Raw genomic sequence first — 12,570 nt, 5'->3', positions numbered from 1 at the left:
CCGGCATGACCGACGTCACACTCTATCATTGGGAACCCAACGCCAATTCGGGCAAGCCGATGCTGGCGCTGTTCGAAAAGGGCGTCGCCTTCGACAGCCATTATCTCGATCTGCTGAATTTCGACCAGCACAGGCCCGACTATCTGGCGGTCAATCCGCTCGGCACCATCCCGGCCATGACCCATGGCGACAAGGTGCTGACGGAATCCACCGCCATCATGGAATATGTGAACGAAGCGTTCGACGGCCCGCGCCTGATGCCGGCCGACCCGGTCGACCAGTGGCGCGCGCGCTGGTGGATGAAGTTCCTCGACCAGTGGCTCGCGCCCAGCTTCTCGATGATCGGCTGGAGCGTCTTCGTCGGCCCGTCGGTGCGGCAGAAAGACCCGGCCGAACTGGAAGCCGCCATCGACCGCATTCCGATGCCCGAACGGCGCACCGCCTGGCGCAAGGCGATCAACGGTGCTTTCTCGCCTGAAGAAATGACGGAATCGCAGCGCCGCGTCGGCCTCGGCATCGGCTATCTGGAAGCAGCGCTGGTGCAGCGGGAGTGGCTGGCGTCAGGCGAATATGGTCTGGCCGACATCAACGGCTTCAACCTCGCCTATGCGATGCCGCTATCCCAGCCACAACTGTGCAATGACGAATTGACCCCCAACATCATGCGCTGGCTGCGCGCCATCTATGCGCGCCCCGCGACCCGCGCCTGCTGGGCGCTGGGCCGCACCGACCTCGCCCGCCGCATCTCCCTGCTTGAAAGCGAACCCGCATGACCGGCATCCTTTATCATGGCCAGCCCAATGGCCCATCCTTCACCGTCCTGGCCGCCGCCTTCGAAAAGGGCGTCGATCTGGAGCGCCGGCCGATCGATCTGGTCGCGGGCGATCGCCATTCCGCCGCCCTGCCCCACCCGATCGAAGTGGATCAGTCGATCGAGGGCGAAGGCCCGGTGCTGGTCGTCGGCGATGTCGCCATGACCGACAGCGTCTTCCTTGCCTGCTATCTGGATGACATCGGTACTGGCCCCGCAATCCGCCCAGCCGATCCCTATGCCCGCTGGCAGATGATGGCCTGGTGCCGCTATGTGATCGAGCGCGTGGCGCCGGCCGCCGCCGCACTGGGCAATGCCGCCGCTCCGCCGCACACTGTTCCTGCCGGCATCGCCAGCGCCGACCTCGCCGCCCGCTGGACGGACGCCGTGGAAGGCGAGGCGGATGCAACGCAACTCGCCGACAGCCGCACCAAGATCGTGCAGGCAGTCGAAAAGATCGAGGCGCAACTGGCCGATGGGCGCGACTGGCTGATGGGTGATTTTTCCATCGCCGATCTGGAAAGCTTCGCCTGGCTCGCCGGCATGCGCGCACTCGTTCCCCAAGCCTTCGTCGCTTCACCACGCGTTGACGCCTGGGAAGCACGCCTGCGCGCTCGCCCGGCCGTAGCGCAGGCACTCGGCCTCGCCACTGTCCCCAACCCCGAAGCGATCTGGGCGCCCGGCCCGGAGATCAACCGCTGGGGCTGATGGGATGCGCGCAATCGACTATTTCGACCGGGGGCATGATCTTGACCCGCAACGGCCTTGCCTGATCGACACGGCCAGCGGCGAGACGTTGAACTTCGCGGCGGTCAAGGCTCTGACGATCAGGATCGCCGCCGCGCTCCATGCGGCGGGCTTCCAAGACCAGCAGCCGATCGCGCTCTATGGTCCCAACAGCGCGACGATGATGGTCGCCCTGCTCGCCATCTGGCGCGCCAATGGGCAGTGGGTGCCGGTCAATACCCGCAACGCCATCGACGCCAATGCCGCCTACCTGGACTATGTCCGGTGCGGCTGGCTCTTCTACCATAGCAGCCAGGCGGAGGATGTCGCGCAGCTCAAGGCCCGCGTTCCCAGCCTTACCCGCTTCGTCTGCCTTGACCGGGACATGAACGGCGATCCCTCGCTCGATCGCTTCATTCACGACACCGAAATAGACAATCTCCCGGACTTTTCCGACCCCTTCGGAAAGCCAGACGATATCGTCGGACTATTTCCCACCGGCGGCACCACCGGCCCGTCCAAGGGCGTCGTCGTCACCAATCTGGGCTGGGGCACGATGATCGAGACGCTGGCCCAAGCCGTGGACGGACGCACGGACGCCCCGGTGTCACTCGTCGTCGCGCCGATCACCCATGCGGCTGGCCCGGTAGCGCTCGCCACCCTGTCGCTGGGCGCGACGCAGGTGATCCTGCCCGGCTTCGACGCCGCCGACGTGCTCGATACGATCGCCCGCCACCGCGTCACCCATGTCTATATGCCGCCGACCGCACTCTACAGCCTGCTCGACGCGCCGGAGCTGGCGGATAGCGATACCAAGTCTCTGAAGATATTCCTTTTGGTCGGATCGCCCGTTTCCCCGGAGAAACTACGCCGGGCCGTGGAGATATTCGGCCCCTGCCTCTGCCAGGCCTATGGTCAGGTGGAATCGCCGATGATCGTCACTTGGCTTTCGCCCGAAGCGGTCGCGGCGGCAGCGGCGGGCGATCGGCCCGAACGGCTCGCCAGTTGCGGCCGCCCCAGCCGGTCGGTCGCAGTCGCCGTCATGGACGAGGAGGGCAACCTCCTGCCCGATGGCGAGGTCGGCGAACTGGTGGTGCGCGGCGTGCTGGTGTCGCGCGAATATTATGAAATGCCCGAAGCCACCGCCGAAATACGCACGCATGGCTGGCACCATTCGGGCGACGTCGCCCGGCGCGACGCGGACGGCTTCCTCTACATCGTCGATCGCAAGAAGGACATGGTCGTGTCCGGCGGCTTTAACGTCTTTTCCGCCGAAGTGGAAGCCGCCGTCACCGAGCTGGCGGCCGTGCGCGAATGTGCGGTCATCGGTATCCCCCATGAAAAATGGGGCGAAGCCGTCCATGCCATTGTCGTCGCCGACGATATCGGAGAGACTGAGATCATCTCCCACGCCAAGGCCCGGCTGGGCGGGGTGAAGGCACCCAAGAGCGTCGCCTTCGTCCCCGCCATTCCCCGGACCGCCGCCGGAAAGATGGACAAGAAAGCCCTGCGCGCCGCCTATTGGAGCGGCACGCGGATGGTGAACTAAATGCGCTGCGACGGATGAAAACATCCGCGCCACACATGGAGAGGAAGAGAATGCGGGTCGCGATTGCGCTGCTGTTGGGAACGAGTCTGGCCCTGTCGGCCTGTGGCAAGGGGACGAGCCAGGACGCGGCCGCGCCGTCCGCCTCCACCGGCGGCGTGGATGCCGCGCGGATCATTGCCGCCAAGCCCGCCGAATGGCTCTCCACCGGCCGCACCTATGACGAACAGCGTTTCAGCCCGCTATCCGCGATCAATCAGGACACGGTCGCCAAGCTGGGCCTCGCCTGGTCCGCCGACATGGACACCAATCGCGGGCAGGAAGCGACGCCGCTCTTCATCGACGGCACACTCTATGTCTCGACTGCCTGGAGCATGGTGAAGGCCTATGACGCGCGCAACGGCAAGCTGCTCTGGTCCTACGACCCGGCAGTGCCGCGCGAGACTTTGGTCAAAGCCTGCTGCGACGCGGTCAATCGCGGAGTTGCAGCATGGGGGAACAAATTGTTCGTCGGCACGCTGGACGGTCGGCTGATCGCCATCGACCGCAAGAGCGGCAAGCCGGTCTGGAGCAAGGTGACGCTCGACCAGACGAAGAATTACACCATCACCGGCGCACCGCGCGTCGTTAACGGCATGGTCGTCATCGGCAATGGCGGGGCGGAGTTCGGCGCGCGCGGCTATGTCGCGGCCTATGATGCCGACACCGGCGCGGAGAAATGGAAATTCTACACCGTCCCGGCCCAGCCCGGAACGGAGAAGGAAGCGGATTACCTCAAGAAAGCCGCCGCCACCTGGTATGGCGAATGGTGGAAACAGGGCGGTGGTGGCACAGTGTGGGACGCCATGGCCTATGATCCGGAGCTCGACCTCCTCTACATCGGCGTCGGCAATGGCTCCCCCTGGAATCAGGCCTATCGGTCGGAGGGCAAGGGCGACAATCTCTATCTGTCCTCCATCGTCGCCGTCCATGCGAAGACCGGCGAATATGCCTGGCATTATCAGACCACGCCCGGCGACAGCTGGGATTTCACCGCCACCCAGCATATCATGCTGGCCGACATGGAGATTGGCGGAGCCAAGCGCAAAGTGCTGATGCAGGCGCCCAAGAACGGCTTCTTCTATGTGCTCGACCGGACCAATGGGAAACTGTTGTCGGCGAAGAATTTCGTGCCGGTCAACTGGGCCAGCGGCATCGACATGAAGACCGGCCGGCCGATCGAAAATCCCGAAGCCCGCTATTACAAGACCGGCAAGCCCTTCATCGGATCGCCCGGTGCGACCGGCGCGCATAGTTGGCATCCAATGGCCTTCGACCCCAAGAGCCAGACCGTCTTCATTCCCGCCAATCTCGCCGCCTTCCCTTATATCCCCGAAAAGGGGTGGAAGGCGAACAAGCTGGGCTTCAATGTCGGCGTCGATATCGCGGCCGCCGCCATGCCCGCCGACAAGGCGGTGCGCGACGCCGCGATGAAGGCGACCACCGGCGCGCTCATCGCCTGGGATCCGGTGGCGCAAAAGGAGAAATGGCGCGTCTCCTACAAGGGGCCGTGGAATGGCGGCCTGCTGGCGACTGGCGGCGATTTGGTGTTTCAGGGCACAGCGACCGGCGACTTCAACGCCTATGCGACAAAGGACGGCCGCAAGCTCTGGTCCTTCCCCGCACAGACCGGCATTGTCGCCGCGCCCATCAGCTATGAACTGGACGGGCAGCAATATGTGGCGGTGATGGCAGGCTGGGGCGGCGTCTGGGCGCTCGCGCCTGGCATCCTGTCCGACAAGAGCGGCCCCAGCCGCAACATCAGTCGCCTGCTGGTGTTCAAGCTGGACGGCAAGGGCGCGCTGCCCGCGCCGCCGCCGCATAACGCCATGCCGCTCGACCCGCCGCCCTCCACCGCCAGCGCAGCGGACATAGCGGCGGGTGCCGCCCGGTTCGGCCGCTATTGCAGCACTTGCCATGGCGATTCCGCGATCGGCGGCAGCATCGTCCCCGACCTGCGCCGTAGCGCCGCCTTGAACGACAAGGCGACATGGCAGATGATCGTGCATGACGGCGCGCTCAAGGATAATGGCATGGTTAGCTTCGCGTCGATCTTCTCCCCGGCTCAGGTCGGGAATATTCGTGCCTATGTCATTCACCGTGCCAATGAGGACAAGACACTGGAAGGCGCTCCCAATGCCCGTTGACCCGACCAAGGTTCTCGCCATCGACGTCCATGTCCATGCCGAAGTGTCGTGCCACGATCCCGAAGATCCGGTGATGGCCAAATATTTCGACGCTGCCTCCGCCTATTTCAAGGCGGACCGCAAACGCCCGACCATTCCCGAGACGATCGCTTATTATCGGCAGCAGAATATCGCCTTCTGCCTGTTCACCGTCGACTGCGAGAGCGGGATCGGCGCCAAGCGGATCAGCAATTATGAAGTGGCCGAGTTGGCCGCCAATGACAGCGACATCGTCATCCCCTTCGCCTCGATCGACCCGCGCAAGGGCAAATATGGTGCGCGCGAAGCCCGCGATCTGGTCGAGAATTACGGGGTCAAGGGATTCAAATTCCACGGCATCATGCAGGATTGCCACCCGGCCGACCGGGTCGCCTATCCGATCTATGAAGTGATTGCCGAATATAAACTGCCTGCCATATTCCACACCGGCCATTCGGGCATGGGGACGGGTATGCGCGGCGGCGGCGGCGTGCGCCTGAAATATGGCCAGCCGATCCTGGTGGACGATGTCGCGGTCGACTTCCCCGACATGAAGATCATCCTCGCCCATCCTAGCTGGCCCTGGACCGACGAGAGCCTGTCTATGGCGCTGCACAAGGACAATGTCTTCATGGACCTGTCCGGCTGGTCGCCCAAATATTTCCCGAAACAGGTGATCCAGTACGCAAACACGCAGCTGAAGCACAAGATGCTCTTCGGCTCAGACTGGCCGCTGATCCGTCCGGAAAAATGGATCGACGCCGCCCGCGAAGCCGGCTTCCGCGAGGAGGTGCTGCCCCTCATCATGAAGGACAATGCGGTGAAACTGCTGTGCCTCAGTTAGGCGAGGATTAGCGCTGCTGCCCCAGCCCTGTCGCGGCCCAATAGATCCCGCCCATCAGATGGTCGAGATAATGCGGGTCGCGATACATCTCCACATTATGGCCCAAGGTCGTCACGAATACCCGTCCTTTCTCATAGCCATGATACCAGGCGACCGGATGCGCCTTGCCCATTGGCCTTGATACCTGTCCCGGCCAGATCTTCGTCGGATCATAGCTGCTCTCATCGACATTGAGCACGGGATTGATACGGACATTATAAGGATTGGAAAGGACGTAATATTCGTCGCTCCAAATCCATCGGTCCGGGACGCCGAACGTCGCGGGAAACCCTTTGTCGACCACCGTGACCACGCCGGTCTGCAACATAGGGTGGATGACGAAGCTGCGGCCGACCATCTTCTCATACCAGACCCAGTCGTTCGACGGCGTGATCGCGGCGCGATGCACGATGATCGCGTTGCCGCCAGCGCGCATATAGTCCTCGAACCGCTTGCGCTGCGAAGGGTTTAGTTCCTCGCCCGGTGTATTCAGAAACATCACCGCCGCATATTGGCTGATGTCGCCGTCGAAGGCATCCGTCCGGTTCGCCCAGGTAAAATCGAACGCATGCAATTTCGCCAGCCGTTCCAGACTGTCCCGCGCAACCGGAATATATTCATAATGATATGTGTTGGGGATGGACAGGACCAGCAGCTTGTACTGGCTCTGCGCCAGCGCAACCGGTGCGACGACCAGCGCCAGCAATATGGCGAGCAGACGAACCAAGCGCTTCATCCCCATCTCCCTGTTCCGAGTGCACCCGCGATCGCCATTGCGACGATCGCGGGCGCCCGAGCTTATTTGCGCTGCGCTGCGCTGGCGTCCCGCGCTGCGCGGAATTCACTGTCAGTCGACCAGTTCGGCCAGACATGGCCATCGGCAACCCGGCGTCCGACATTATAGAGCAGGGTCAGGTCGCCGGCCCAACTGCTCGTATCCCAGCTGTCGTCATATTGGTCGGCAGGCTGGTGATAACGGTCGCGCGTGTAGATATCGCCCAGTTCCTTGCCGCGCGCCGCGCCGCCATTGACCAGCTCGCGCCCCGGATTGAAGGAGATCGCCGGCACGCCCCGCTTGGCCATGGGGAAGTGATCCGACCGGTAGAAGCTGCCCGCTTCCGGTCGCGCGTCAGGGGTATAATGCCGACCCAGCTTCTGGCCTTCCTCGGTCAGCATGGTCAGCAGGTCCAGCTTCGCGGCGCCCGAAATGCTGAAATTGGTGGTCTTCTCGACCCCGAACGGGCCATCCATGTTGACGACGCCCGCCGTCGTCGCCAGCGGCCGTAGCGGATTGTCCGCATAATATTCGGAACCGAGCAGCCCCTTCTCTTCCGCCGTCACAGCCAGGAACAGCACGCTGCGCTCGGGCTTCGGCCCCTTGGCATAGGCGCGCGCCAGTTCCAGCAGCGCGGCGGTGCCCGACGCATTGTCGCGCGCACCATTATAGATGGTGTCGCCCTTCGCATCCGGCGCTCCGATGCCCAGATGGTCCCAATGCGCCGAATAGATCACGGTTTCGTTGGGATATTTGCTGCCCTGCACCAGTCCCGCGACATTGTGCGAGGTGATGATCTCCGATTTCACGGCATAATTAGCGCTCATCATGGCCTTGAGCGGTATGGGCCTGAAATCCTTCTTGCGCGCGGCGGCCTTGGCCGCCTCGAAATCCACGCCCGACGCGGCCAGCAGCCTGGTGGCCAGATCCTTCTGGATCCAGCCTTCCATCTGCGTATGCGCCGCCTTGGGATCGACGCGGACGATGTCGAACATGGTGTTGGTGTTGCTGTTCTTGACTGTCGCCCAGCCATAGGAGGCCGGCTCGCTTTCATGCACGACCAGCACGCCGGCCGCGCCCTGCCGCGCGGCTTCCTCATATTTATAGGTCCAGCGGCCATAATAGGTCATCAGCTTGCCGCCGAAATCGCCCTCGCCGCCCTCGAAATCCGGGTCGTTGACCAGCACGACCATGATCTTACCGTGCAAATCGACGCCCTTGAAGTCGTCCCAGCCGCGTTCTGGCGCCTTGACGCCATAACCCACGAAGACCAGCGGCAGGTCGGCGAACCTGACCGACGACTGGCCCGTCTCGGCCGCACGCACCGCGATCTCGCTACCCTGCGTCAGGGGCTGCGCTGCGCCGCCGATCGTCATCGACAGGGTCGGCGTGCCGGTGATGTTCGACATGCGCAGCGGCACATCCTGGAACCAGCTACCCTTGTCGCCCGCCGGCTTGAGGCCCGCGGCCTTCATCTGCGCGGAGATATAGTCGATCGTCTTGACCTCCGCGCGGGTCGCGGGGCCGCGTCCTTCAAACTCGTCGCTCGACAATGTCCTGATGTCGGCCACGACGCGCTGGACGTCGAACTGCGGCGCAGCGGCCGGCGCTGCCATCGCAAGAGCGGAGGCAGACAGCAATGTGGCGCAGGCCAGCGAACGCAGCATCTTGAAACTGGGGGACATATTGCAACTCCGGTGGATCCTATGGCGCATTGTCTGACCGATCTTGCCCGCCATGTCGATACATGTCCGGCCAGCCCTCGCACCTTATGGTGCTGGACAGAGAAGGACGGAAAGCTAAAGGTCGTTGCACAGGCGGTATCCAGGGCGGCTCCATGCATCCGATGCAATATTTCGAACTTCTCGTCGCGATGCTGCTGGCCATCATCGCCCTCCATTATGCCGCCCATAAGCTGGGCCTGCCACCTGCCGTCGCGCTGCTGGCCGGAGGATGCCTGCTCGCCTTCGTACCCGGCCTGCCCGTCATTTCGCTCGACCCGGAACTGGTCCTCGTCATCTTCCTGCCGCCACTGTTGATGGACGGCGCCTGGTTCATCGCGCTCGGCCATCTGAAGCGGCATCTGCTTGGCATCATGTCACTCGCGGTGGGTGCAGTGCTGTTCACCACGCTGGTCGTGGCAGCCACCGTTCATATGCTGATGCCTTCGCTTCCATGGGCGGCCTGCGCCGCGCTGGGCGCCATCGTTTCCCCGCCCGATGCCGTGTCTGCGCGCGCGGTGCTCCAGCGGGTGAAGTTGCCCCGCCGCCTGTCCATCCTACTGGAGGGCGAAAGCCTGCTCAACGACGCCGCCGGCCTGGTTCTCTTCCGCTTCGCCATCGCCGCGGGACTGACCGGCGCCTTCAGCGCCGTCGACGCGCTGGGCAGCTTCATGGGCCTGCTGGTCGGCGGCATGCTGGTCGGCGCAGCGATCGGCGCGGCATGGGTCTTGCTTGTCCGTCATCTGGGCGACGAATATCTGATGATCGCATCCTCCATGCTGGTGCCGTGGGCCGCCTATCTTCTGGGCGAAATCTTCCATGTTTCCGGCGTGATCGCGACCGTTTCGGCCGGCCTTATCTGCGGCTGGTACCAGCATGTCGTCTTCCCTGCCGCCGTCCGGATGCGCGGCACCTCCTTCTGGGCGGTGATGATCTTCCTGATGGAAGCCACCGTCTTCATGCTGATCGGCTCCTCCCTGCGCGGCGTGGTGGAACGCGTCGGCGGATTCAGCGTCGTGCTGGACAATATGGCGGTGCCGGTCCTTGTGATCCTGGCCGTGCTGACCGCCGCGCGCTTCGCGTGGGTATTCGGGTCGGACGCCTTTCTTCGCCTGCTTTGCGCCATGGGCCTGCCCCATCGGGCGCCGCTGGGTGCCGCGCGTTCGACCGTGCTCAGCTGGGCGGGGATGCGCGGCGTGGTGACGCTGGCCGTCGCGCTCAGCGTGCCGGAAGATTTTCCAGGCCGCGACTTCATGCTGGTCGTCGCCTTCGGCGTCATCCTCGGTACCGTTCTCGTCCAGGGCATGACGCTCGGTCCGCTCATCCGCTGGGCCGGCCTTGACGAGGCCGAGCATGAACGCCCCCGCCTCAGCATGAGCCAGGCCGAAGCCGCCATGGCGCAGGCGCAGATGAAGCGCGTGGAAAGGATCGCCTATGATGCGGACGGTACGCTGATCCATCCGCAACTGCTGGCCCGCTATCAGAAGCGCGCGGAAATCTCGGTCGACTATGCCGGCCAGGAAGATCGCTATACCGACCGGATACAGGCCCATTTCGATGTCGTGCTGGAAGCGATCGCCGTCGGCCGCGCGGAACTGCTGCGCCTGCACCGGGCGGGCGATATTGACGAGCATGTCTTTCAGGAACTGGAACGCGACCTCGACCTGGAGGAACTGAGCGCCCTCTCCGCCAAGGCCTGATCGTCACACATCCGCCGGGATAGAGCCACCGCGCTTCCAGGGGATCCGGGCAGCGCAGGAATAAAGTCAAGCGTTGCCGGACATATACAGTCAGGCGACGAAAATCCTATTCCAATCAACGGTATAGCTCAGTCAGCGCTCCATGCCCCGCCATTCGATCGCCAGCCGTTCATGCGCTAAATGAACCCGTCATCTGCTCCAGAACACGCTTGTCCATCGTCCCGTCGGAATATTTGCACGCCATGCTGCACCCGTCATGGCGCGACGATCGATCACTCCCTACTTCCGGTTACATGAATATCGGTTCATATTTCCGTCTCGAAGGGGTTCTGCTCGCAGGAGCGGTAGGCCTCTATGTCCAGGCCCGCGACGGCGCGCTGTGGGATATCGGCAAGCTCAAGGATGTGGGGCATCTGCTCCAGACCAACGTCATGGTCGAAGGCATCAGGACGGGAGCGGAAGCGATCGCCGTCAACTGGATCGAGGCCATTAATCCTATCCACCAGGCGATCAACGGGATCGGCCTGTAAGACGCGGTTGCAAGGTTAATGAGAAGCGGTCGGCCTTTCTCTTGTGGGAGAATGAAGTTTTTCCATCGACAACCGTTGTGGGCTGACATCTCACCTTAATGTGCCGCACGATAGGTTTTCACCAGAAAGCTCGGGTCCAGCCAGATTTCGACTTCCGATAGGCGAAAGTGGGGCAGCGACGAAACTTGCTGCCGCCCTCGCTCAATTCGAATTTTCGCAGGAAGTTAGTCGGGCGACGCCGACGAAGCCGTCCGAATCGAGGCCATGCAGGTGTGATCTGCCCCCACCGAGTGGACCGACTGGAGTATTAGTGATGGGGTGGACGCCCCCCGACGGCATCGATGTGCCACAGTGGAGGTGTTGAACACCACTTTAGGGAGGCGTCCATGTCGGAAGTTAGCATAATCGGGTTGGATATCGCCAAGCATGTTTTTCAGGCGCATGGGGTAGATGCGTCAGGCCATGCGATTTTGCGCAAGAAGATCACGCGTTCGAAGTTGTTGCCCTTCTTTTCCGCTCATCCACGTTGCCTAATTGTGTTGGAGGCGTGCGGCGGAGCCCATCATTGGGCGCGCGAGTTGCTCAAGCTCGGTCATGATGTGCGGTTGATCGCTCCGGCGTATGTGAAGCCCTTTGTGAAGCGCCAAAAGAACGATGTGGCTGATGCTGAGGCGATCTGTGAGGCAGCACAGCGTCCGAGCATGCGGTTCGTGCCGGTGAAAACTGAGGAACAGCAGGCAGCCGCGATGGTGTTCCGGGCGCGTGATCTGCTGGTCCGCCAGCGCACCCAGATCGGCAATGCCCTGCGCGGGCACATGACAGAATATGGTTGGATCGCACCCAAGGGCTTGGCGCATCTGGAAGCGCTCAGGGCGCTGGTCTCCGATCGGTCAGCGGTGCCCGAAGGGGTGCGGTCGGTGTGTATGGTGTTGCTTGATACTCTGGCAACGCTTGACCGGCAGATCGCGCTACTCGACAAAGAGATAGTCCGGCGCTCTCGCGAGGATGCAGTCGCGCGCCGCCTGATGACGATCCCAGGAATCGGACCGATCACGGCAACGGCGATCACCGCGCTTGCGCCGCCGTCAGAAACATTCGCCAAGGGGCGTGACTTCGCCGCTTGGGTCGGCCTCACCCCTCGTCAGCACTCAACTGGTGGGAAACAGAAGCTGGGATCTATCTCGAAAATGGGCGAGCGCACGCTGCGAAGGTTGCTGATTATTGGCAGTAGCGCGGTAGTGCTACAGGCGAGCAAGCGCGGGGCGGCGAAAGGCTCGTGGCTCGAGCAGATGCTGGCGCGCAAGCCACGCATGCTGGTGACGGTTGCGCTGGCGAACAAGACGGCACGGATCGTCTGGGCGCTGCTGACGAAGGATGAAGTTTACAAAGCTCCGGTCGCAGCCACGGCGTAAGCCAAGGCGGGCCAGAGGTCGTCGGAACGTAGTCGGTCGAAGGAGGGTATGGCACAACAGTCGGCGAGACGGGATCGGAAGAACCAGGTTAATCCACCGTGCTTCATCAGCACGCGTTAGTGATGTGGTTCCGGTCCGCGAACTCCCATACGGGCCCGCAGCCATCATCGCTGCATCAGAGGCCGGACAGATGGCAGCATCCGACTACGTGCCTACCTCCAAATACCACTTGCGTTAATCGGGGCGTCCACAGATGGATTAA

General features: G+C 62.9%; 10 protein-coding genes. 8 read left to right on the top strand and 2 right to left on the bottom strand.

From position 1 onward, the window contains the following. The first annotated feature begins 5 nt into the window (after positions 1–5). The 5 genes from DM806_RS18445 to DM806_RS18425 are packed head-to-tail and all read left to right on the top strand — an operon-like array spanning position 6 to position 6,131. The gene (locus DM806_RS18445) at positions 6–773 is read left to right on the top strand and encodes a glutathione S-transferase family protein (protein WP_179044632.1); all 768 of its coding nucleotides are present in this window, start codon (positions 6–8) and stop codon (positions 771–773) included. Next, complete coding sequence (locus DM806_RS18440; RefSeq protein WP_179044631.1) at positions 770–1,519, top strand: glutathione S-transferase family protein; 750 nt, start codon at positions 770–772, stop codon at positions 1,517–1,519. Before DM806_RS18445 ends, DM806_RS18440 begins: the two co-directional genes overlap by 4 nt. A gap of 4 nt (positions 1,520–1,523) precedes the next feature. Continuing rightward, positions 1,524–3,086, top strand: a complete 1,563-nt coding sequence (locus tag DM806_RS18435) for a class I adenylate-forming enzyme family protein (protein ID WP_179044630.1) — start codon at positions 1,524–1,526, stop codon at positions 3,084–3,086. Between the two features lie 50 nt (positions 3,087–3,136). Beyond that, positions 3,137–5,269: a PQQ-dependent dehydrogenase, methanol/ethanol family gene (locus DM806_RS18430; RefSeq protein WP_179044629.1), complete on the top strand. Its 2,133-nt coding sequence runs from the start codon at positions 3,137–3,139 to the stop codon at positions 5,267–5,269. Then, positions 5,259–6,131: an amidohydrolase family protein gene (locus DM806_RS18425; protein WP_179044628.1), complete on the top strand. Its 873-nt coding sequence runs from the start codon at positions 5,259–5,261 to the stop codon at positions 6,129–6,131. Before DM806_RS18430 ends, DM806_RS18425 begins: the two co-directional genes overlap by 11 nt. Positions 6,132–6,138: 7 nt before the next feature. On the opposite strand, the gene DM806_RS18420 is transcribed toward DM806_RS18425, so the two are convergent. Beyond that, positions 6,139–6,906, bottom strand: coding sequence for a ThuA domain-containing protein (locus DM806_RS18420; protein ID WP_179044627.1), 768 nt, complete (start codon positions 6,904–6,906; stop codon positions 6,139–6,141). A 62-nt stretch (positions 6,907–6,968) separates the two neighbouring features. Next, positions 6,969–8,630: a M28 family peptidase gene (locus DM806_RS18415; RefSeq protein WP_218647562.1), complete on the bottom strand. Its 1,662-nt coding sequence runs from the start codon at positions 8,628–8,630 to the stop codon at positions 6,969–6,971. 152 nt (positions 8,631–8,782) lie between these two features. On the opposite strand from DM806_RS18415, the gene DM806_RS18410 reads away from it, so the two are divergent. The 3 genes from DM806_RS18410 (at position 8,783) to DM806_RS18400 (ending at position 12,308) form a co-directional block, all read left to right on the top strand. Beyond that, complete coding sequence (locus DM806_RS18410; protein WP_179044626.1) at positions 8,783–10,366, top strand: Na+/H+ antiporter; 1,584 nt, start codon at positions 8,783–8,785, stop codon at positions 10,364–10,366. Positions 10,367–10,659: 293 nt separating this feature from the next. Then, entirely contained in the window at positions 10,660–10,896 is a 237-nt protein-coding gene (locus DM806_RS18405; protein WP_179044625.1) for a DUF5818 domain-containing protein, read from the top strand. Positions 10,897–11,282: 386 nt separating this feature from the next. After that, on the top strand, positions 11,283–12,308 hold the full coding sequence (locus DM806_RS18400; protein ID WP_179044561.1) for an IS110 family transposase: 1,026 nt from the start codon (positions 11,283–11,285) through the stop codon (positions 12,306–12,308). The last annotated feature ends 262 nt before the right edge of the window (positions 12,309–12,570 follow it).

This window comes from Sphingobium lactosutens (assembly GCF_013393185.1).
Lineage (GTDB): Bacteria > Pseudomonadota > Alphaproteobacteria > Sphingomonadales > Sphingomonadaceae > Sphingobium > Sphingobium lactosutens_A.
Note: the sequence above shows the minus strand (reverse complement) of the source record. Positions and strands in the feature narration are given on the sequence as shown.

What these genes read in the sequence shown, in the direction of transcription:
- DM806_RS18445 (WP_179044632.1), top strand. Translation starts at nt 6, where the DNA reads ATGACCGACGTCACACTCTATCATTGGGAACCCAACGCCAATTCGGGC.
- DM806_RS18440 (WP_179044631.1), top strand. Translation starts at nt 770, where the DNA reads ATGACCGGCATCCTTTATCATGGCCAGCCCAATGGCCCATCCTTCACC.
- DM806_RS18435 (WP_179044630.1), top strand. Translation starts at nt 1,524, where the DNA reads ATGCGCGCAATCGACTATTTCGACCGGGGGCATGATCTTGACCCGCAA.
- DM806_RS18430 (WP_179044629.1), top strand. Translation starts at nt 3,137, where the DNA reads ATGCGGGTCGCGATTGCGCTGCTGTTGGGAACGAGTCTGGCCCTGTCG.
- DM806_RS18425 (WP_179044628.1), top strand. Translation starts at nt 5,259, where the DNA reads ATGCCCGTTGACCCGACCAAGGTTCTCGCCATCGACGTCCATGTCCAT.
- DM806_RS18420 (WP_179044627.1), bottom strand. Translation starts at nt 6,906, where the DNA reads ATGAAGCGCTTGGTTCGTCTGCTCGCCATATTGCTGGCGCTGGTCGTC.
- DM806_RS18415 (WP_218647562.1), bottom strand. Translation starts at nt 8,630, where the DNA reads ATGTCCCCCAGTTTCAAGATGCTGCGTTCGCTGGCCTGCGCCACATTG.
- DM806_RS18410 (WP_179044626.1), top strand. Translation starts at nt 8,783, where the DNA reads ATGCATCCGATGCAATATTTCGAACTTCTCGTCGCGATGCTGCTGGCC.
- DM806_RS18405 (WP_179044625.1), top strand. Translation starts at nt 10,660, where the DNA reads ATGAATATCGGTTCATATTTCCGTCTCGAAGGGGTTCTGCTCGCAGGA.
- DM806_RS18400 (WP_179044561.1), top strand. Translation starts at nt 11,283, where the DNA reads ATGTCGGAAGTTAGCATAATCGGGTTGGATATCGCCAAGCATGTTTTT.